Here is a 21,347-nt window from a genome sequence, read left to right as displayed (position 1 = left end):
TGTGCGATGGGTTTCCCGGTTCTTATTGCTACTTCTGCTCTGTAGTAATTCCTTTTTTTTTGCTCAAAATAGTACCCCAACGGTATCGCTGCCTAAAGTATTTACCACTTTAGAATCGCGATGGGATGTGACATTTTCTTATCAAAACAGCAACCTGAAGGGACACCAACTTTCCACACTTCCAACCTTTACTACTTTAGCAAATGCACTTTCTTATTTAGAAAACAACACGCTGTTTCAATATACCTTGTTGCCAGACGGAACCATTACCGTGGCCCCTCGAAACAATCTAATTTCTCTCTGTGGAATTCTACGCGAAATAGACACCGGCACCCTAGTAACAAAGGTGACCGTACGCACTCCCTATCAAGAAGTTCAAACCGAAGATAGCGGACAATTTAATGCGGTGGCCTTGACACCAGAGGATCTCATCGTTATCTACAGCGAAGGAAAAGAGCTCACCCGCTTCAAAGCTTCTGTCTTTGCCTCAGGCTGCCCACAAACGTTTGTTTTCGGAAAAATCGAAAAGCTAGACGAAGTGCTAATCACTTCGTACCTATCGCGCGGGATTACTAAAAACACCAACGGATCGTTAACGGTAGATTACAATGAGTTTGACATTCTGCCGGGGCTTATTGAACCTGATGTACTACAAACCATTCAGGCGCTTCCTGGAATTCAGAGCATCGAAGAACGTGTTTCATTTCTGAATATTAGAGGGGGTACAAACGATCAGAACCTCATCCTCCTGGATGGCGTCAAAATGTATCAAAGCGGTCACTTTTTCGGACTCATTTCTGCTTTCAACCCCTTTCTGACGCAACGAGTAACCGTAGTAAAAAATGGAACTCCAGCCGCGTATGGCGATGGGGTATCGGGTATGATCTCAATGGAAAGTTCGCGTCGTATCAATGATAGTATTTCCGCAGAGCTAGGAACAAATCTGATCAGTTCCGACGGCTTTGCTGATATTCCGCTAGGCGCCAAGGCTTCCGTGCAAATTGCGGCGCGAAGTTCCATCAACCAATTATGGGAATCACCCACCTACAGCGCGTATTTTGATAGAGTTTTTCAGAATACAGAAGTTATTTCGAATAGCGAAACGCAAAGTGTCTCGGATGCGCGGTTCCAGTTTTTTGACGCCTCCACTCGGTTTTTATATCAACCCACGGAAAAAGACCGGATACGATTCAACTTTTTAGGAATAGGAAATCGTATCGAATTTGTGGAAAGCGCCATTATAGATGACAATTTTATTGCACGTCAAAGCGATTTAAAACAGAATAATTTGGCATTAGGATTGTACTATGAACGTGATTGGAGCCCTACACTAAGCACTTATTTTCAGGCGTATTTTTCAGACTATTCGCTCGATTCAACCAATGAGGATGTGGTAAACGACCAACAACTTTCGCAAGAAAACAATGTCTTGGAAAATGGGTTTCGTCTGGCATTTCGAGAACAACGAAACCCCTCCCTCACCTATACCTATGGCTATCAATTCAACGAAACGGGGATTACCAATTTTGAGGGCTTGAACAATCCGATCTTTAGAAGAACCGATAAGCAAGTGCTACGAACGCACAGTGTTTTTGGCGATGTTACCTATAAAACGCGCAATGGAGCGACTTCGCTGGTTGTCGGACTGAGAAGTAACTATATCGATAAGTTTGGAACCTTGTTGTTGGAACCCCGCCTAAATTTTAGTCAGCGCTTCCTCTCCTACTTCACTTTTGAGGTATTGGGAGAATTTAAGAGTCAGACGACGTCCCAAATTATAGACTTCCAAAACGATTTTCTGGGAGTTGAAAATCGGCGCTGGGTGCTTTCCAACCCCAATAGTATTCCTATTCTGAAAGGAAGGCAGATTTCTACTGGGGTATCGTATTCTCGACGCGGTTGGCAGGTGTCTATTGAGCCCTACTGGAAAGAAGTTACCGGAATCACCTCACAGAGTCAGCGGTTTCAGAATCAATTTGCTTCAGTGCGGGCCAATGGGAATTACGAAGTGGTAGGGGTGGATGTGTTGTTGAACAAACGTTTTGATCAGATCAATACCTGGTTGAGCTATTCCTGGGCGCAAAACACCTATGATTTTCCACTACTCACCCCTTCCGAATTTTTAAACAATCTAGATGTAACGCATTCCCTTACCTATGGAATCGACTACCATTGGAAACAGTTCAACTTTGCAGGCGGACTCAATTGGCGAACGGGAAAACCAACAACGAACCCCATCGAAGGAAACGAAATTGAAAATGGAGTGATCAATTACAGCCGGCCTAATAGTGATCGCATCAAGGACTATTTTCGAGTGGATCTCTCTGCGACGTATCAATTTGCGCTAGGAAGGACGAGTCAGATGTTCTTAGGTGCATCGGTATGGAACCTGCTAAATACGAAGAATACCATCAATCAATTTTACCGCATTAATGCCTCCGGAAACATTGAACAGGTAAACGAGCCTGCCCTATCGTTTACGCCCAATGCGACCCTACGCGTTATGTTTTAAGAGAATTGTTATCTTTAGCTTCCGAAAAAATAGACACCATGAAAAAACACTTTTTTGCCCTTTTTTGTATACTGCTTAGCATAAGCCTCTTTGCTCAGAACACCACCGAAAAAGAACGTGTGATAGAAACCGTGACCAAAGATCAAATTAAAGGTCATATTTATTTCTTAGCGGATGATTTACTGAAAGGAAGAGAAACAGGAACTCCTGAAAATAAAATAGCCGCTGCCTATCTGGCCAATACCTTCCGCGCTTATGGGGTAACGCCCAACCCCCAAACGGGATCCTATTACCAAGAAGTGCCTTTAACCAAGACGGAAGCCCCCACCGATATGGCCTTTGCCATTGGAAGCGAGAAGTATACAAAATTTGTGGCTTTTGGAGGCGAACCTATAAATTTTGGCGGACAAGCTGTCTATGTGGGCTATGGCATGGAAACCGATTATAAAGACATTGATGTTCGGAAGAAGTTCGTGGTGGTCAAAGCGGGAAGTCCGACAGCGCAAGACGCCCAAGCGGCCTACGCCTTACGGGAACAGAAAAAAAACTGGGCGAAAGATAATGGAGCCACTGGCTTGATAGAGTTTGTTCAGACCAATGCTCAGATTTGGGATTATATTGACCATAACTTCAACGGAGGTTCGGTGCAATTATCTTCCGAAGAAAAAAAGGATAAAGGAAATACCTTCCACCACTTTTGGGTATTTGACGCTGATGGCAGCGGAATCAATGCCGTGAAAGCTGATAAAGAGACGAAGTTTCAGGCATCGGTACGTCGTGAGGCGCCAAAAGAAATTGTTTCTTACAACGTTGTGGGCATGATCCCCGGAACCGACCCAGAACTAAAAAAGGAGTACATTATCTATTCGGCCCATTACGACCACGTGGGCATCGGCAAACCCGACGAAACCGGCGATACTATCTACAACGGGGCTCGTGACAATGCGGTAGGCACCACCACCGTGTTGAGCATGGCGCAAAACCTCGCTAAATATCCAACCAAAAGATCGGCCCTATTTATTTTGTTCACCGGAGAAGAAAAGGGGCTCTTAGGGAGCAACTATTACGTAAACCACCCTATTCTTCCGCTCGATCAAATGGTCTTTTGTTTCAACAGTGATAACGGAGGGTATAACGACACCTCCTTAGCGACCATTATCGGCCTGAATCGCACCACAGCCGGGAATACCATTAAGAATGCGGTAGCTCAATTTGGGTTGAATGCAATAGAGGATCCTGCTCCTGAACAAGGCTTATTCGACCGAAGTGACAACGTACACTTCGCCAAGAAAGGTATTCCGGCCCCCACGTTTTCAATGGGCTTTACTGCCTTTAACGGAGATGTTACGAAATACTATCACCGCCCTGGCGATGAAGTTGATTCTATTGATTTTGAGTATCTCGAAACATTCTTTAGAGCATACGTACTTAGCGGAAGGGCCATTGCAAACGATCCTGAAACGCCTTTTTGGAGTAAAGGTGACACCTACGAGGCGGCGGGCAAGCAACTTTATGGGAATTAGCACCTGCTAGCACGCTGGTAATTTCCTACCGGAATTCATAGAATTTGTGCTGGTTCTTGTAGTAAATGCGCTGTAAAGCCAAAACTATACTGTATTTTTAGTGCCACTCGCTTTTTCTTAAAGCCTGCTGTACATGAAACAAAAGAACTTTCAATTAGGTTTTTATCAACGTATAGGACACGTGTTAAGGCGATCGATTGTTGTGATGCTGTTTCTCTTTTCGGTCTGCGGAATAACGCAAGAAGTGGCGCAACAAAAGGTAGATAGCGTCTTACGAAGTATCAGCACACAGACTTCCGAAGAAAAGATCAAAGGCTACGAATTTATTGGAAGTCTTATTCTGAAACATCGAGATTACGTCGATGAGCTTTTTACGTATACACTGGCAAAAACCGACTCCGATTTGGCGCAGATGATCCTCTACCAAAATTACAGTCAGTTTTTATCCCAAAAAGGCCTTACGGATGAATCGCTAAGACTGAAGTTACGCGGACTCGAAATCGCGCAATCCCGAAATGACGAATACCATACGCTTCGGTACTATATTTCGATTGCCCATACCCATCTTTACCAAACCAATCTAGACCAAGCCCTGTCTTATTTGAACAAAGCGGAAAGAATCGCCCTAAAAGAAGAGTTCAAAGATTTGCTTTGGAATGTATACTACGGAAAGGGACAGTTACAAGGTTTGCTGGGTGATATTGAAGGGAACAGCGACTACTATTTAAAAATGTGGGACGCCACCGAAGCGTATGGCAACAGTCCTTCCAATCGATTTGTACTCTACATCTTAATTGAACATTTTGTACAAGCAGAAGATGCCGTACACACGGCCAAATTTACAGAGATACTCGCCAGGTATTATGAAGAAGCCCATCCTAATATGCCCGCAGGGCATATGCCCATTCAGTCTATTTTTGAAAAGCGCGCAAGTCTGGAGAACATCACGAGTCTCAAAACTGCTATCGCCATCAGCGACAGTTTGAATAGCACCAACTCACTCACCTACAACACCCTCGCGCTTGCCGATACCTATCTCGAAAATAACCGCCCCAGTCTGGCCCTACCCTATTTGGAAGGAGCCATTGCCAAAATTGAACGCATCAAGAAGCCTCAATTACTAGCGCAACTGCTTATTAAAATGGCGGAAACGCAATTTGCAACCGGTAATTATCGGGAAGCCTATGATGTGAAATTACAAGAAACGGCTATTCTGGATAGCTTGAATTCAGATCGCATGCAACGAAACATCGCCGAACTGGAAGTGAAATTTGACACCGAGCAAAAAGAGCGAAAAATTCTCGCTCAGAATCTGGTCATCGAAAAAGAAACGCGGCAAAAAAGGATGATTACCATAGGATTGATCGCCTTAGGAGTGATTCTCCTGCTGTCCATCTTCTTCTTCAGAAAACGGTTGCAATATCAGAAGACCATCACGGCACAGAATGAATCTATTCAACAACAACACATTACAGAACTCAAACAGAAAAATAAATTATTGGCCATGAGTAGCATGATTGAAGGCCAAGAAGCCGAACGCCTTCGCATCGCCAAAGATCTCCACGACAGTTTAGGCGGACTCCTAAGTACCGTAAAAGCACATTTTACTACCATTCAAAATGAAATTGAGCAATTGGAGCAGCTTAATGTGACCGAAAGAACTAACGATCTCATTGATGAAGCCTGCTTAGAGGTACGTCGTATTTCCCATAACATGATGCCGCATGCGCTAAGTATTTCAGGACTTCCCGGTGCGCTTGAAGACCTCACCGATCAGTTAAAATTACAGGGCTATGAAGCCTCTCTCGAGATTTCAAAACTTCCTGAGAATTTAGAAAATAGTAAAAAGGTGATGATCTATCGGATCGTGCAAGAAGTGATTTCCAATATTCGGAAGCATGCAGAGGCCAATTCCATACTCATTCAAGTATTACGACACAACGAACAACTGCATATTATTATTGAAGATGACGGTGTTGGGTTTGAATATGATACGGCAGTCGCAAAAGGTGGTTTAGGACTGAAGAGCATTCACAGTCGAGTGGATTATCTTGATGGAACTATCAATTGGGATTCACAACCCGGTAACGGCACTCAAGTCACCATAAACATCCCCATCTCATGATCAAAGTATTTATTGTAGACGACCACAAAATGGTGATTGAAGGCATGCAGTTGTTATTGCAAAATGACCCAGACATTACTATTATTGGCAGCGCTCTGAGCGGTGACGAAGCGTTAGAACGCATTCCTGAAGCCGCCCCAGATGTGGTATTGCTAGATATCAACATGCCTGATAAGAACGGGATTGATACCTGCAAGGAGTTACTCAAATCGCATCCCGAGATGAAGGTCGTATCCTTATCGATGCATAAGGAAAGTAGTTTGATTAAATTGATGTTAGACCAGGGGGCCAAGGGCTACGTACTGAAAAATGCGGGAAAGCATGAAGTCACCGAAGCCATAAAAAAGGTGCATCAAGGGGGGATGTATTTGGACGATACGGTTAATGAAATTATTCTGAATAGCGCTGTCAAGAAAAAAACTGTCACTAGCAGTCCGTTTCCCACCCTTTCCCGACGTGAAAAGGAAGTGTTGCATTGTATTCTGGAAGAAATGACTACCCAAGAGATCGCAGAACGTCTCCACATCAGTTTTGGAACCGTGGAAACCCATCGACGCAACATGCTTATGAAAACGGGTGCTAGAAATACCGCCGGTCTTGTTCGCGTGGCGCTTGAATACGAATTGCACAAATAAAAAAACCACCCGCGATACGGGTGGCTCTTTCTTGGGGCAAAAAAGGATTATAATTTCTCGAAAATCAATCGGTCGGTACCACCGTTTCCTCCGCTAATGTCAAGCAACTCAATTTTGTCACCGGAAACCGATACGATATCCCAATCGTCATTCAGATCTTCAAAATCACTGGTATCCGGCACCGAAAAGAACAGATTGAAATCATCATCGCTAGAGCTTCCGTCGTCATCACTGGAAGAGCTACTATCGGTAATGGACCAGGTCCCAGAGATCGAGGTAGTTCCATTATCAGCCACCACCGATCCGTCGGCATCAAATGTAAATACATAGCCGTTGAAATCGGAGGTCTCGTCTTCATCAGAATCAATAAACAGCGTTACCTGCCAGGTTCCGGTATCGGCTACCGTAGCCGTTTGTTGTGCCACGGTCCCATTGTCATTAGGGGTATTCCCATTCGAGTTATCATCATCTTTGGAACAAGCAGCAACAAAGAATACATAAGTAAGTAAGATACTAAGAAAGGCAATTCTATTTTTCATAAAGTGTTTGTTTTAAGGGTTTAATTAATTTCGTTTAAAGGTTAATATATCTTCTGTTGCACCGCTACTATCACGAGTAATGAAGGTAACGGTTGTGGCATCGTAACTGATAGCGCGATAATCGTCATCATCGGCATCATTGATAGGACTATCCATATCAAATTCGAAACTGAGTTCCTCTCCCGCAATTCCCACGGCCCAAATTCCGGGTACGTTTTCTGAGCCGTTGTTGGCATTCACCGATCCGTCTGATTGGAACGCGAAGTCATAACCCGAAAATACATTAGTTTCATCGTCGCCATCATCCAGATATTGCTCTACAAACCATGTGCCCTGCGTCAGGATATTCCGCAATTCTTGTGGATCGGGACCCGAATCGCAGCTTGTTGGAAGCGATCGACCAAAAGAGAGCAGATCGTCATCACCGCCACTGCTGGCATCTCGTAGCGCAATAGCATCCATGGTAAAAGAGTCTACCTCCCAGGCATCGTTTAGATCGCCTAATGGATTGCCACTACCACTGCTGTCAAAATTTAGTGTGAGTACAAGCACGCCACCTTCCCGTTCAATACGCCACACTCCATTTCGAGTGGCAGCACCCGTGACAGCGGTTGCCGTGCCGTTCTGAATGAAATTGAACGTGTAGTCAAGGTAATTACAGGTGAGGTCGGTTTCGCTATCCTCTAAGAGCGTCACAAACCAGGTGTCGGTGGTAAGGGTATTGATAAATTCATTCAGTTCGGTATCGTCGCCACCACCGGAAGGAGGTGTGCTACTTAGCGTTAGATAATCAATACTACCATCACCACTACTAACGGTTCGGAAGGTAATTTCTTCGGAAGAATACGTTACGATCTCCCAGTATTCATTCAATTGGTTGAGAGGCGTCTGAGCTCCGAAGAAAAAATCGAGATATGATCGGTCTCCATCTACATCAAACTGCCACGTTCCCGCAGTGGTTTCCGAAGCAGTCATGACAGCCGCGCTCCCATCGGAAGCAAAGGTAAACTCATGACCTTGAAACGTGCTGGTCATGTCTAGATCGTCAAAATAATATCCAACATACCAGGGAGCCGCGGTCAAAATAGTGGTAAATTCAGCCTCGTCGATACCACCGCTTGTAGTGCATTCGGCATTCGCTAATTGGGTTTCCAATTCCTGATTGCTAGAAACGGTAACGGTAGTTCCGTTCACCACTAGCGATAGCGGATATTGTATGCTTATAAACTCGTCTTCCTGCAATTGTGTAAGAAACTGATACAGCGCTAAATCATCTGTCACGGTTACCGTATCGGTCTGTTCACTGCTCGCATTAAATCTGAAAAAGGTAATAGGATACACCAAATCGACACAGCCTATAGAGGCTAAAAATCCGCCTTCATCGCAAAGTGCAGACAAGGCGTCAAATTCATCCTGATTATTCAAAACAATCTCAGTAAAATCGGCTAACACCACGGTTATCGGAAAAACGAATTCAACCGTATCGACATCATCTGGAAACTGATCCAGAATAGTGGTCACCTGGTCGTAATCAGATGCTTCTGCAACCGTCACCTCTTGCCCGTTTACAATAACTGTAATAGGCAACTGAATGGAAAAGCAATCGCTTCCGTCGATAACATCATCTATTCCACCAAAATTCTGTGCGGTGCGTACCAACAAACTTGTCAGGTTTGCCGTGGCGGTGAAGGTCTCTTCTTCATCGGTTTCGTCAATGAATTCTTTAGCCTCTTGTTGGCAGGAAGTTATTATCAAACTGCTCGCGAAAAATAATAGGAAATATATCGGTTTCATTTTTACAGCTCATTTTTGGGGCTTTAGTATTGAAACAAACTAGAATCAAGATACCCTACCCTTCAAACCTAAAAATTTTAAATATCTTCGTACCAATGCAACCTATAAAGCCCAATACGAACGACGTCTGTAACGAAAAAGTGTACAGTGCGATTTACAAAGAACAAAGCAGGCATTTGTACAATTTCATGTATTTCAAATGTGGCGATGCTGCCCAGGCTAGTGATTATGTGCAGGAAGCCTTTGTGAAGCTGTGGAAAAACTGTTCTACCGTCTCAACGAATAAAGCAAAGTCTTTTTTGTATACCGTAGCCAAAAATTTATTCCTGAACGAAGTCGCCCATCAAAAAGTGGTACTCAAACACGCACAACTACAACCGCATAAGATAGAACACCAATCGCCTCAGTTTTTATTAGAGGAAAAACAATACCGAAAAAAGGTGCAGGATGCTATTGCAGAATTGACGGAAGCACAACGCACCGCTTTTTTGTTAAACCGAATTGAAGGCAAGAAATATCATGAAATTGCTGAAATTTTAGGTATTTCTGTAAAAGCCGTAGAAAAGCGCATGAGTTTAGCGTTGCAATCGCTTCGGAAAAGCATTGAAAATATATGATAGTAGAGGTAGGGTAAACCGAAAGTTATTTGTTACAGACATAGAGAACACCCCAAAATGTTGAAAGAAAAATTACATAATTGGTTAAACGGTGAGGCATCTAAAGCCGATACCGACGCGCTCCGAGCGAATCCAGAAACCGCGAGCTACCTGAAAATAGCTGAAGCTACGGCCGAATTTACCGTGCCCGAATGGCATGCCGATGCCCAGTACGACCAATTGCAGCAACGCTTGCTGAAGGATACGTCGTCCACATCAACAGGGCGTAACCTAAGATGGCTTGGGGGCATAGCCGCAGCCATTGCGGTTGTCGCCGTCGCCTATTTTTTTCTGGCTACGCAAGGCACGGAAATCACTACCCGCATCGCACAAAAAGAATCGATTACCTTACCCGATCAATCGGTGGTGGCGCTCAATGCAGCATCTACCTTGCGTTACGACAATAAGGGTTGGGAAGAAGACCGCCAACTTACCTTGGAAGGAGAAGCGTTTTTTGACGTAGAAAAGGGAAAGACCTTTACTGTTACTACCAGCTATGGTACGGTTGAAGTGCTAGGAACCGAATTCAATGTCCATTCCCGCCCCTCTCAATTCTCCGTAAGTTGTTATGAAGGATTGGTACGAGTACGCTATGGTGACACGTTGGTAGACGTGGCGGCCGGAAATACGCTGCGTGTGGTTTCTGGCGGCTTGCAAAACTTCCGTCATGCCACAGTTAGCACTCCCTCCTGGATGCAAGAGGAAAGCAGTTTCGAAAACACTTCCCTCGCCCTTATTATTGAAGAATTAGAACGACAATATCCCATCACGATAAACCGCCCTTCCAACCTACAAAAACAATTTACGGGTAGTTTCCCCCACAACGACCTTGAAGTGGCCCTGCGTTCGGTATTTGAACCATTAGGCCTCACGTATACTATTGATGGCGAATACGTTACCATTTATGCTGCAGCAGAAGATTAAGTGGACGGCAGTCAGACTTATTATTATATCAATACTCCTTCTTGCTCCCAAGACATGGGGTCAGAATACTGGTGCCCAACCGCTCACTGCCATTCTAACCCTACTTGAAACGCAGTACGACGTTCGCTTTTCCTATGATGCTTCTGTGGTTCTTGATGTTCGACTACCTCCTCCATCCAAACAAAATTCCTTGTCTGAAAGTCTTGCGTACCTCAGAGCACAAACAGACCTTACCTTTACTACAATTGACACGCGTTATATTGCAGTGACTAAAAAAGGAGTTCCCACCACCGAACGCTGTGGGCAACTTATAGACGGACTCCAACGAGTGCCCTTGTCTGAAGCGACCATTACCATGACCGATGGTAGTTTTCGCACCACCACCAACCAACAGGGATATTTTTCTATTCCGGAAGGCAGCTCCGGAACCATGCTAAGAATTAGCCATGTCGGGTACGAAACCCTTACCCTTCCTGTAGCAGCCTTGCGTAACAACTGCCCCCAATTTCTCATGTTTACGGCGATCTCTTTATTGGAAACCGTGCGAATCCAAGGGATTTTAGTGCAAGGTATCGACCAGAATGCAGATGGTTCTACGGTAGTGAAGGCCGATGATTTTAGCCTGGTGCCTGGACAGGTAGAAAACGATGTGCTCCAGGTGGTTCAAAATGTTCCGGGCGTAGAAAGTGTGAACGAAACTATTTCTACCATCAATATCAGAGGCGGTAATAATGATGAGAATGTCGTGCTGTGGGATGGTATTCGCATGTACCAAACGGGACACTTTTTTGGCCTGATCTCAGCCTACAATCCCTACATCACAGAACGCTTGAAGGTATATAAAAATGGAGCACCGGCATGGTATGGTGAAAGTGTGAGCGGTATTATTGCGATGCATTCTTCCAATAAAAAGCCAGATCGTTTTCAGGGCGGGTTAGGATTTAACCTGCTTAATGCCAACGCAATGGCCAATATTCCCATTTCAGACAAGGCTTACGTACAGGTTTCGGGGCGACGCTCCATTAACAATATTGTTGAATCTCCCGCCTACGCTACCTATTCACAACGCATTTTTCAGAATACCGATATCACCAATTTAGAAAGTGGAGTCAACGAAACCGATATTGAGACCCGTGAGGATTTCGTATTTTATGATCTCAGCGGAAAACTATCCTGGCAGTTTACGCCTAAAGATCGACTCCAGTGGAATTTGATCGCCATCGATAACGACCTGGACATCGTCGAAGAAATTCCTTCCAATGCTATTTCTGAAACCAACAAACTCGACCAAACCAGTTTGGCCACAGGTCTGCAATGGGAGCGTAATTGGAGCCGCCGCTTTCGTACGGAAGTGCAAGCCTACGTGAGCTACTATTTTCTAGCAGCGTTTAATGCCGATTTACTCTCGCGGCAGGCATTGCTTCAGGAAAACGAGGTGTTAGACCTAAGTGTGCAAGCAAATACGCAATTCTCTCTTTCTGAAAATATGGCATGGCATAATGGGTATCACTTTTCAGAAGTAGGCATCGCCAACACCCAAGATGTGAACTTGCCTCGGTTTCGAGATTATGAAAAAGATGTGCTTAGAACGCATGTGGTGTATTCGCAAATGGACCTTTCGCTGCATGAGGGAAGAACGGTGATTCGGGGCGGTCTTAGAGGTCATTATTTTGAAAAATTTTCCTCCTTTCGGCTGGAACCCCGACTACATATTTGGCAGGATCTAGGTAACGGGTTTGCGGTAGAAGCTTCAGGAGAATTTAGAAATCAAACCACCACACAACGCATCGATTTCAACAGCGACTTCTTGGGCTTAGAAAAAAGGAGATGGATCCTGGCCGATGCCGAAGATACACCAATAAAGACCAGTAAACAGGCATCTCTGGGGCTCTCCTATGCTAAAAAAAGCTGGGTTCTCAATGCCACCGGGTTCTACAAATCGGTTGAAGGTGTGGGTAGCAACAGCCAGGGATTTCAGAATCAATTTCAACTGGCGCGAGTCGTTGGAAGCTATTCAGTATACGGTGTGGAAGCCCTTATAAGTAGAAAGGTGAACGATTTTTACGGGTGGATCGCCTATATCTATAACAACAATGAATACGACTTCCCAGACCTGCTCCCCGCTGTATTTCCTAGTAATTTTGATGTACGGCATCGCCTTACCCTTGCAGGCACCTACGTTTGGAAAGGCCTTAAAATGAGCGCCGGGCTCCGAATGAATACCGGCAAACCGTATACAGTGCCTTTAGAAGGAAATGAAATTGATACTTCCGCAGACACCCCGCAATTGGTATACGACCGTCCCAATCAGGAACGACTTCCCAATTACATTCGGGCAGATCTGGCGGCAGAATATGTTTGGGAGCTAAGTGAACGAAGTGATCTAAAAATGAACGTTGCCTTGCTGAACGTGCTCAATCGAAAGAACATCCTGAACATACGATATGTGCTAAATACCAATAGTGAAGGAACCCCTGTAGTACAGCAGATTGAAGAATCGTCCCTCGGGTTCACTCCAAATGTTTCGGTGCAGTGGCTGTTCTAAGCTACATTCTTTCTGGCACCGAAATTCCTAATAGCGAAAATGCATTTTTAATCACCTTTCCCACGGCTTCCGCTAATTGTACTCTAAAGATAGAGACCGCTTCGGTTTCCAAGCCTAAAATAGGTACGTTCTGGTAGAACGAATTGAATTCGCGCACCAATTCATACGTATAGTTGGCGATCAGGGCCGGACTGTATTGTTCGGCTGCCTGTTGCACCGTTTCCGGAAATTGCTGCAACAGTTTTAATAGCTCCCGTTCCTTTTCGTGTAATTCGAAGTTGGGTGTTATCGCTCGATCCATAGGCAATTGCCTTACCGCTTTTCGCAAAATAGATTGGATACGAGCGTAGGTGTACTGAATAAATGGCCCCGTATTCCCCTGGAAATCAACACTCTCTTCCGGGTTAAAAAGAATTCGCTTCTTGGGATCCACTTTCAGAATATAGTATTTCAACGCTCCCAAGCCGATGGTGTGATACAATTCTTTCTTCGCTACTTCGGAAAGATCATCAATCTTTCCAAGCTCTTCGGAAATTTCACCGGCCGTCTTAGCCATATCGGCAATAAGGTCGTCGGCATCTACAACAGTACCTTCTCTACTTTTCATTTTTCCGGAAGGTAAATCGACCATTCCGTAGCTTAAATGAAACAGGTTTTCGGCCCATTGATACCCTAGTTTTTTCAGAATCAGGAATAAGACTTTGAAATGATAGTCTTGCTCGTTACCAACGGTATAGATCATTCCGTTGACATCGGGATGGTCTTTGATTCGCTGCACGGCGGTACCCATATCCTGCGTCATATAGACCGCGGTCCCGTCGCTGCGCAATACCAGTTTCTCGTCTAAGCCGTCTTCGGTAAGGTCGCACCAAACCGACCCATCTTCCTTCGTATAGAAAACCCCTTTAGCGAGACCGTCTTCAATCACCTCTTTCCCAAGCAAATAGGTATCACTTTCGTAATAAAGCGTATCAAAATCAACACCCAAGGCCTTATAGGTTTTATCGAATCCCTTATACACCCAACCATTCATTTTCTGCCATAAGGCCACGGTTTCGGGATCTCCGGCTTCCCAGTTTCGCAGCATCTCTTTGGCCGCTATTAATATAGGAGCTTCTGTCTTCGCGGTTTCTTCGGAAGTACCGTTAGCAACGAGTTCAGCAACTTCCCTTTTGTATTCCTGATCGAATTTAACATAGTAATTTCCAACCAGTTTGTCTCCCTTCAGTCCGGTAGACTCAGGAGTTTCACCGTTTCCGAAGCGCTGCCAGGCCAACATACTTTTACAAATATGGATACCTCGGTCATTGATGATCTGCGTTTTATATACTTTCTTTCCAGAGGCTTTTAGTATTTCAGCCACCGAATATCCCAGCAAGTTGTTTCGGATATGTCCTAAATGCAAGGGTTTGTTGGTGTTGGGAGAAGAGTATTCCACCATCACGGCATCAGTTCCTTCGGAAACCATTCCGAAGTGCTCGAACGGCCCTGAAGCGTAGAAAAAATTGAGGTAATAATCGTCGCTAAGCACGATATTTAAAAACCCTTTCACCACATTAAAAGAAGTTACCTGCGCTACCGATTTCACCAGATAGCTCCCCAACTGCTCCCCAATGACTGCCGGATTGCCTTTCACCACGCGTAACATAGGAAATACTACGACTGTAATATCGCCTTCAAACTCTTTGCGCGTCGCCTGAAACTCTACGGTTTCGAGCGTCGCATCGAAAAGTTCGTGGACGGCTTTTTTAATGTGTTCTGAAAGCAATACCTGCAACTTCATAAGACGGTTTTAAGGGGGCAAAGATACGGGATTTTCCCTTTTTGCTAGGGGTCAATTCCGTATCTTTAGAGGAATTATGCTATTGAATGTATCGTATAACAATCACCAGGTAGTTCGCAAGATAGAAGGTGAAGTTGGCAAGCCATTTTCGCTCAAAGAACGAATCAAACGAGGCGGGATTGGAATTGGGCACCTCATTATCACCGAAGCGAGCGTAACCATTAACAATCTCCTGATTTTAGACAACAACCGCAATGTTTGTAACATTGAAATGCGCCCTTCGGGTATTATTGTGGGCTTCCGTTCGCTCTTAGAATCGTATGCATGGGTGATCCCTTATCACAAACTTACTTTGTATAAAGGAGAGGCAGAACTATATTCTATCTATCGTGAGACGCAATATGTAAAGGTTACAGCGCGACCTTCCGACAAGAAAATTCATCGCTTTATGAAAAATCTATCGGCTGCGAAAGCAACCTATATCGCCTCCGGTCAATTCCCTTCTTAAGTGCGGGGCCTCATAAATGCGCCGGCAAGGAGTGCCAAAACGCCTAAGGCGATCATAGCGATGGTTTGATTGCTGAGCCCTTCCTTGGCGGAAACCTCAAGCGGACCAATATCTACCACCTGTTGCGGAACAAACGCGTTATAGAGTCCGATTGCAATCAATACGAGACCCACAACGACCAAAACGGTTTTTAAAATCTTCATGAGAACGGTTGGTTTAGTGAATAAAGATAGAAGATAATTAGGTGCCGCTGCGATTCTTAACCCCTTTTTAACGAGATTGAACGCTAGGAAGTCCTACATTTATACAATGAAGATTTTGCTTACGGGCGCCAATGGATATATTGGCATGCGACTCCTCCCCTTACTTTTAGAAGCCGGACATGAGGTAGTATGCGTGGTACGCAACGCCAAGCGGCTCGCTGTGGATGCCAAAATGCGAGAACGCATCGAAATTATAGAAATTGATTTCTTAGAAGATCCTGAACCCTCGAAACTTCCTATCGACATTGACGCAGCGTACTACCTCATCCACTCGATGAGCAGTTCTACGCAAGATTTTGATGAAAAGGAGGCCCGATCGGCATCACACTTTTTGAAATACTTAGCTCCTACCCATTGTCAACAAGTCATCTACCTAAGCGGGATCAGCAACGAGGAAGAACTTTCCAAACACCTCAGCTCTCGTAAAAACGTGGAGGAGATTCTTTCCAAGGGAGAGGTTGCACTCACGGTATTACGGGCGGCTATCATTGTAGGTTCTGGAAGCGCCTCTTTTGAGATCATACGAGATCTCTGTGAGAAACTTCCCCTGATGATTACTCCGAAATGGGTAAAAACGCGCTGTCAACCCATTGCTATTCGAGATGTGATGCACTACCTCACCGGAGTTCTTGGAACTGAGGCTACCTATAATGAATCATACGACATTGGAGGACCCGACATTCTTACGTATAAGGAAATGATGCAAACCTATTGTACCGTTCGAAACCTTCGATTGTATATTTTCGACGTCCCCGTGATGTCGCCCCGACTATCTTCCTATTGGCTTTATTTCGTTACGTCTACCTCCTACAAGCTTGCCTTAAATTTAGTAGACAGTATGCGGGTAGAGGTGATTTCCAAAGATACCCGGCTACAAGAACTACTTAACGTACAGCCCATTGGTTATCGTACCGCAATTGAACTGGCCTTCGAGAAAATAGAGCAGAACCAGGTGATTTCTTCCTGGAAGGATTCTATGGTAAGCGGTCGTTTCCGAAGAGGATTGGAGCCCTATATTCAGGTGCCAAAGTACGGTTGTTTAAAAGACGAGAAACAACTCCCGCTTACCCACCCTGAACAAGCCCTGGAGAATATCTGGTCGATAGGAGGAAATAAAGGCTGGTACTACGCCACAACGCTGTGGAAGATCCGAGGCTATATTGACAAACTTTTTGGAGGAGTGGGACTGCGGCGTGGGCGTACTCATCCCAATAAGATCTATGAAGGTGATTCTTTGGATTTTTGGCGGGTATTGTTAGCAGACAAAGAAGACAAGCGCCTGCTCTTATTTGCTGAAATGCGCGTGCCCGGAGAGGCCTGGCTGGAGTTTTGTATCGATGAAAAGAATGTACTCCATCAAACAGCGACCTTTCGACCCCGCGGACTCTGGGGGCGCATCTACTGGTATTTGATGCTCCCGTTTCATTACTTTATCTTCGAAGGGATGATTCGAAATATCGCTACTTCGAAGTAAGGCTAAGATTTCTTCGGAAGAAATACCTCGGCCATCATACAGCGAGCACTTCCGCCGCCACAGGTTTCAATGGTGGTAAGATCGCTGCTTAAGATCTCGCAATGAGATTCAATGATCTTTTTTTGTGACGCGTCGAGGCTGTCGTGCGCCGCCTTGCTCATCACCAGGTACTTATTGTGTTCTCCTTGCACCTGTAGCATGTTTCCGGCAAACTGATGCATTTGCGCTTCCGAAATAGGCACTAATTCCTTTCCATCAGCTTTGAGATGCTGCACCACATTCTTCTTTTCAAGTCGGTTGTCGATGGCATCCAAACAAATCACACAAAATTCTTCGGCCAGACACATCATCACGTTGGTATGATAAATAGGCATGCGTTCACCATTCACCGTTTGGTTCGCCGTAAAAATCACCGGGGTGTATTCAAAATCCTCGCAGAATTCGATAAACAGTTCTTCATCGGCTCTCGGGGAAAGCGCGCAATACGCTTTTTTATGAACGCGATCTAAGAGCAGACTTCCTGTTCCTTCCAAGAAATACCCTTCTTGCTCCGCATCGGTATAATCTACAATATGCTTCACCTCAAAACCATGCTCTTCTAAGGTCGTAAATATCTCCTCGCGACGTTCCTTTCTACGGTTTTCCGCAAACATGGGATAGATGACGGCATCACCGTTCTCATGGAAGCTCACCCAATTGTTTGGAAAGATGGAATCGGGCGTATCTAATTGGCTATCATCTCGAAATACCACCACTTGAATTCCAACCGATCGAAGCTTTTCAACAAACGTATCAAATTCGGCTTGGGCCTTGGCATTAATTTCCGCATTCTTCAAATCGATATCTTCTTGAAAATAGTTATTCACAGCGGTTTCTTCATTCATTCGGAAGCCAACCGGGCGAACCATCAGGACGGTATCAGTGATTTGTTTCATAGGGAAATGTAGTTCATAAATTGATTGCAAAACTACCGAAATTATTCCCCAAAAATGAACTCGTAATTTAAATTTTTTCAACCGTTTTTTGAGCGCTTGCAAGCGACCTATCCGCTGCCTGACATAGCCTCTCTGCCTGAGTTACTATCACCGCATTCATGTGGAATATACTACCTTTAACAAAAGAAAAACCATGACCGAAAAAGATAAAATGCTTCGGGGCGACCTTTACGATCCCTTAGATGCGCAACTCGTCGAGGAGCGCCACAATGCTCGCTTGTTGTTTCAAAAAATCAATACCATGGGTGATACAGATAAAGAAGCGCGAAATGCCCTTTTTTATAAGCTTTTTGGATCTGCCGGAGACGGATTATGGATTGAGCCTCCTTTTTATTGCGACTATGGATACAATATCACCGTGGGGAAAGACGTCTTTATGAACTTCAATTGTTGCATTCTGGATGTCATGTCAGTTCAAATTGGGAATCAGGTGATGCTTGCTCCTAATGTTCAACTCTACACAGCGACACACCCAATGAAAGCCATAGCGCGCCATTCGGGTACAGAGTATGCAAAACCGATAACCATCGGCAATCAAGTATGGATTGGAGGGGGCGCAATTGTTTGCCCCGGAGTGACCATTGGCAATGCTGCAGTGGTAGGCGCTGGTGCGGTGGTTACGAAGGACGTTCCCGACAATGCTTTTGTCGCCGGAAATCCCGCCCGCGTCATTCGAACCATAGCGAATGACTAATCTCGAATAAGCGGTAGCGTACTACAGCGCAGTAAGCCTTCTTGTTTGGCTATTTCGGCGTAGGGAACTTCTTCTACGGTGAAGCCCTCGCTTCGGAGCCAGGTATTTAGTCTTGTGAAGTTCTTTTCTGAAATGATAACATCTGGAGCAATCGAAAGAACGTTACTATTCATATCGTACATTTCCTGAGGCGTAATGTGGAAGCAGTTTTCTTTTCCGAAGTAATCGACCAACCACTGATATTCCTCTTCTACCAAAAATCCTTCTTTGTGAATTATCGCTTTGCCATTGCCTAAAGGTTGGAAACAACAATCTAAATGCAGGGCATTTCGCTTTGCGGCTGTATTCGACTTGCTTAAGCTGAACGATTTAACGGTTTTCTTCGGAAAGGCTTTCCGTAAGGCTTCCACAGCTTCTACGTTGGTCCTCGCAGTAATATAATTTGGGTAATCCTCCCCGTAATAGGTTCCTACAAAAATATAGTCGTTCCAGGGCATGACATCACCTCCTTCTACGTGAACCTCCTCAGGGAACTGAAGCACTTTATCCTTCGGTATTTGATCGATCACATATTGAATCGCTTCAATCTCTTCGTCCCGGTCGGGCAGAATATTGGCTTTGATAAAAATATCGTCAATAACAAAACCGATATCGCGCGTAAAAATTTGATTGAGATTTTCGATTTCTCTGGGCCGATAGACGGTAACGTCATATTTTTCAAACACCTTGGCGACGGCATCCATCTCACGAACCATATCCTCATCCTTTGGGTAGGTGCCTGCTTTAATGTGTTCCGCTGATTTGGGATCGTAGGCATCCTCCAGCGCCGGCACAGGGCCATTGCTTCTTGCGGTCCCTAAGATAACGGCCCGCAGACGTGAAATTTCGTCGGTGATGTGTACTTTCAACATAACTGAAATTGAAAAAGCACCCAAGTATTGGATGCTTTTAAGATTATCGTTTATCTATTTCCTTGAAGGACCTTAGGTTTTCACCAATATACACTTGGCGTGGTCGTCCGATTGGTTCTTTCCGAAGTCGCATTTCGCGCCACTGCGCAATCCATCCTGGCAGTCGGCCTAAGGCAAACATAGGCGTGAACATTTCAACCGGGATCCCCATCGCTCGATAGATAATTCCAGAGTAGAAGTCAACGTTCGGATATAGTTTTCTGTCAACGAAGTAAGAATCTTCCAGGGCTTCTTTTTCCAGACCTTTAGCGATCTCTAAAACGGGATCGTCTACGCCTAGATCGCCTAGTACTTCGTCAGCCGACTTCTTAATGATTTTCGCACGTGGATCAAAGTTCTTGTATACGCGGTGCCCGAAGCCCATCAATCGGAAGGGATCTTCCTTATCCTTGGCTTTCGCCATGTATTTTTTGGTGTCGCCCCCATCTTCCTTAATTCCTTCTAACATTTCGATCACGGCTTGATTCGCGCCTCCGTGCAGTGGGCCCCAAAGGGCAGCAATTCCTGCGGAGATAGATACAAAAAGACCCGCATGGGAAGACCCTACCATCCGTACGGTTGACGTAGAACAGTTCTGTTCGTGATCGGCATGAAGAATAAGTAACTTATCTAGCGCGTCGACTACCACTTTATTAGTGGAATATTCGCCACTTGGCTTCTTGAACATCATCTTTAAGAAGTTCTCTACATAGCCCAAGGAATCGTCTCCGTAATCGAGCGGAAGTCCAACACGCTTTCTGTATGCCCAGGCGGTTAATACAGGGAATTTTCCGAGGATCCTTACAATGGCATTATACATGTCTTCTTCGCTATCTACATTCACTGAAGAAGGGTTGAACGCCACCAGGGCAGATGTCAAAGAGGACAATACCCCCATGGGGTGAGCCGACTTCGGAAATCCATCAATAATTTTTTTCACGTCTTCATCGACATGGGACTGGGCCTTAATATCAGAATGAAATTTCGAGAGTTGTTCTTTCGTGGGTAATTCTCCAAAAATCAACAAGTAAGCAACTTCAAGAAAATCTGCTTTTTCCGCCAGTTCTTCTATGGCATACCCGCGATAACGAAGAATTCCTTCCTCACCATTCAAAAAGGTGATGGCACTTTCACAAGAACCAGTATTCTTATAACCTGGATCGATGGTAGTAATGCCACCGGTGCTGGATCGCAGCGCCTTAATATCGATTGCAGATTCATTCTCGGTTCCTGTGGTAATGGGAAATTCGTACTTTTTACCGTCTATTTCAAGGGTAGCAATTTTTGACATATAGTTGAAAAGATTTTTGAAAATTCAGAAGTGCTAAGATACAAAATGTTAAGGTATTTATTAACATTTTATCCGCTTTGGTTTGGTTAAAAAATTATTAAAACGCATCTAACCATCGACGATAAAAAAAAGCTGC

General features: G+C 44.7%; 17 protein-coding genes. 10 read left to right on the top strand and 7 right to left on the bottom strand.

The window, feature by feature from the left end:
* Window position 1: 1 nt before the first annotated feature.
* From PO830_RS12980 to PO830_RS12965, 4 genes are all read left to right on the top strand, one after another.
* Window positions 2–2,512 carry a TonB-dependent receptor plug domain-containing protein gene (locus tag PO830_RS12980; RefSeq protein WP_272854007.1) on the top strand — a complete coding sequence of 837 codons (2,511 nt, stop codon included), beginning with the start codon at window positions 2–4 and terminating at the stop codon, window positions 2,510–2,512.
* A gap of 38 nt (window positions 2,513–2,550) precedes the next feature.
* Window positions 2,551–4,035: a M28 family peptidase gene (locus tag PO830_RS12975; protein WP_272854006.1), complete on the top strand. Its 1,485-nt coding sequence runs from the start codon at window positions 2,551–2,553 to the stop codon at window positions 4,033–4,035.
* A 133-nt stretch (window positions 4,036–4,168) separates the two neighbouring features.
* A complete protein-coding gene (locus PO830_RS12970; protein WP_272854005.1) occupies window positions 4,169–6,160 on the top strand; it encodes an ATP-binding protein in 1,992 nt (663 codons plus the stop codon).
* Window positions 6,157–6,795, top strand: coding sequence for a response regulator transcription factor (locus tag PO830_RS12965; protein ID WP_272854004.1), 639 nt, complete (start codon window positions 6,157–6,159; stop codon window positions 6,793–6,795). Before PO830_RS12970 ends, PO830_RS12965 begins: the two co-directional genes overlap by 4 nt.
* A 47-nt stretch (window positions 6,796–6,842) precedes the next feature.
* Here the strand turns inward: PO830_RS12965 and PO830_RS12960 are convergent, their stop codons facing one another.
* The gene (locus PO830_RS12960; protein ID WP_272854003.1) at window positions 6,843–7,334 is read right to left on the bottom strand and encodes a hypothetical protein; all 492 of its coding nucleotides are present in this window, start codon (window positions 7,332–7,334) and stop codon (window positions 6,843–6,845) included.
* Between the two features lie 24 nt (window positions 7,335–7,358).
* Window positions 7,359–9,128, bottom strand: coding sequence for a hypothetical protein (locus PO830_RS12955; protein WP_272854002.1), 1,770 nt, complete (start codon window positions 9,126–9,128; stop codon window positions 7,359–7,361).
* 95 nt (window positions 9,129–9,223) lie between these two features.
* On the opposite strand from PO830_RS12955, the gene PO830_RS12950 reads away from it, so the two are divergent.
* Genes PO830_RS12950 through PO830_RS12940 form a run of 3 tightly spaced genes read left to right on the top strand, consistent with a single transcriptional unit; the run spans window position 9,224 to window position 13,253 of the window.
* On the top strand, window positions 9,224–9,745 hold the full coding sequence (locus PO830_RS12950; RefSeq protein ID WP_272854001.1) for an RNA polymerase sigma factor: 522 nt from the start codon (window positions 9,224–9,226) through the stop codon (window positions 9,743–9,745).
* 57 nt (window positions 9,746–9,802) lie between these two features.
* Window positions 9,803–10,708 (top strand): FecR family protein, encoded by a 906-nt coding sequence (locus tag PO830_RS12945; protein ID WP_272854000.1) that lies wholly within the window; start codon window positions 9,803–9,805, stop codon window positions 10,706–10,708.
* Window positions 10,689–13,253: a TonB-dependent receptor gene (locus PO830_RS12940; RefSeq protein WP_272853999.1), complete on the top strand. Its 2,565-nt coding sequence runs from the start codon at window positions 10,689–10,691 to the stop codon at window positions 13,251–13,253. Before PO830_RS12945 ends, PO830_RS12940 begins: the two co-directional genes overlap by 20 nt.
* Before the next feature lies 1 nt (window position 13,254).
* Here the strand turns inward: PO830_RS12940 and argS are convergent, their stop codons facing one another.
* A complete protein-coding gene (argS, locus tag PO830_RS12935; protein ID WP_272853998.1) occupies window positions 13,255–15,036 on the bottom strand; it encodes an arginine--tRNA ligase in 1,782 nt (593 codons plus the stop codon).
* A gap of 76 nt (window positions 15,037–15,112) precedes the next feature.
* Here argS and PO830_RS12930 point away from each other — a divergent pair, with 76 nt between their 5' ends.
* On the top strand, window positions 15,113–15,544 hold the full coding sequence (locus PO830_RS12930) for a hypothetical protein (protein WP_272853997.1): 432 nt from the start codon (window positions 15,113–15,115) through the stop codon (window positions 15,542–15,544).
* Here PO830_RS12930 and PO830_RS12925 read toward each other — a convergent pair.
* Complete coding sequence (locus PO830_RS12925; RefSeq protein WP_272853996.1) at window positions 15,541–15,747, bottom strand: hypothetical protein; 207 nt, start codon at window positions 15,745–15,747, stop codon at window positions 15,541–15,543. The genes PO830_RS12930 and PO830_RS12925 overlap by 4 nt on opposite strands.
* Before the next feature lie 106 nt (window positions 15,748–15,853).
* Here PO830_RS12925 and PO830_RS12920 point away from each other — a divergent pair, with 106 nt between their 5' ends.
* Window positions 15,854–17,281, top strand: a complete 1,428-nt coding sequence (locus PO830_RS12920) for an SDR family oxidoreductase (protein WP_272853995.1) — start codon at window positions 15,854–15,856, stop codon at window positions 17,279–17,281.
* A gap of 2 nt (window positions 17,282–17,283) precedes the next feature.
* Here the strand turns inward: PO830_RS12920 and ctlX are convergent, their stop codons facing one another.
* A complete protein-coding gene (gene ctlX, locus PO830_RS12915; protein ID WP_272853994.1) occupies window positions 17,284–18,216 on the bottom strand; it encodes a citrulline utilization hydrolase CtlX in 933 nt (310 codons plus the stop codon).
* Between the two features lie 193 nt (window positions 18,217–18,409).
* On the opposite strand from ctlX, the gene PO830_RS12910 reads away from it, so the two are divergent.
* Entirely contained in the window at window positions 18,410–18,970 is a 561-nt protein-coding gene (locus PO830_RS12910) for a sugar O-acetyltransferase (protein ID WP_272853993.1), read from the top strand.
* Here the strand turns inward: PO830_RS12910 and PO830_RS12905 are convergent.
* Complete coding sequence (locus PO830_RS12905; RefSeq protein ID WP_272853992.1) at window positions 18,967–19,881, bottom strand: dimethylarginine dimethylaminohydrolase family protein; 915 nt, start codon at window positions 19,879–19,881, stop codon at window positions 18,967–18,969. The genes PO830_RS12910 and PO830_RS12905 overlap by 4 nt on opposite strands.
* 43 nt (window positions 19,882–19,924) lie before the next feature.
* Entirely contained in the window at window positions 19,925–21,211 is a 1,287-nt protein-coding gene (locus PO830_RS12900; RefSeq protein WP_272853991.1) for a citrate synthase, read from the bottom strand.
* Between the last annotated feature and the right edge of the window lie 136 nt (window positions 21,212–21,347).

Source organism: Altibacter sp. HG106 (genome assembly GCF_028561755.1).
Lineage (GTDB): Bacteria > Bacteroidota > Bacteroidia > Flavobacteriales > Flavobacteriaceae > DFVG01.
This window is presented reverse-complemented; position numbering and strand designations above follow the sequence as displayed.

Coding starts and splice junctions, on each gene's coding strand:
- PO830_RS12975 (WP_272854006.1), top strand. CDS start 2,551: ATGAAAAAACACTTTTTTGCCCTTTTTTGTATACTGCTTAGCATAAGC.
- PO830_RS12970 (WP_272854005.1), top strand. CDS start 4,169: ATGAAACAAAAGAACTTTCAATTAGGTTTTTATCAACGTATAGGACAC.
- PO830_RS12965 (WP_272854004.1), top strand. CDS start 6,157: ATGATCAAAGTATTTATTGTAGACGACCACAAAATGGTGATTGAAGGC.
- PO830_RS12960 (WP_272854003.1), bottom strand. CDS start 7,334: ATGAAAAATAGAATTGCCTTTCTTAGTATCTTACTTACTTATGTATTC.
- PO830_RS12955 (WP_272854002.1), bottom strand. CDS start 9,128: ATGAAACCGATATATTTCCTATTATTTTTCGCGAGCAGTTTGATAATA.
- PO830_RS12950 (WP_272854001.1), top strand. CDS start 9,224: ATGCAACCTATAAAGCCCAATACGAACGACGTCTGTAACGAAAAAGTG.
- PO830_RS12945 (WP_272854000.1), top strand. CDS start 9,803: ATGTTGAAAGAAAAATTACATAATTGGTTAAACGGTGAGGCATCTAAA.
- PO830_RS12940 (WP_272853999.1), top strand. CDS start 10,689: ATGCTGCAGCAGAAGATTAAGTGGACGGCAGTCAGACTTATTATTATA.
- argS (WP_272853998.1), bottom strand. CDS start 15,036: ATGAAGTTGCAGGTATTGCTTTCAGAACACATTAAAAAAGCCGTCCAC.
- PO830_RS12930 (WP_272853997.1), top strand. CDS start 15,113: ATGCTATTGAATGTATCGTATAACAATCACCAGGTAGTTCGCAAGATA.
- PO830_RS12925 (WP_272853996.1), bottom strand. CDS start 15,747: ATGAAGATTTTAAAAACCGTTTTGGTCGTTGTGGGTCTCGTATTGATT.
- PO830_RS12920 (WP_272853995.1), top strand. CDS start 15,854: ATGAAGATTTTGCTTACGGGCGCCAATGGATATATTGGCATGCGACTC.
- ctlX (WP_272853994.1), bottom strand. CDS start 18,216: ATGAAACAAATCACTGATACCGTCCTGATGGTTCGCCCGGTTGGCTTC.
- PO830_RS12910 (WP_272853993.1), top strand. CDS start 18,410: ATGACCGAAAAAGATAAAATGCTTCGGGGCGACCTTTACGATCCCTTA.
- PO830_RS12905 (WP_272853992.1), bottom strand. CDS start 19,881: ATGTTGAAAGTACACATCACCGACGAAATTTCACGTCTGCGGGCCGTT.
- PO830_RS12900 (WP_272853991.1), bottom strand. CDS start 21,211: ATGTCAAAAATTGCTACCCTTGAAATAGACGGTAAAAAGTACGAATTT.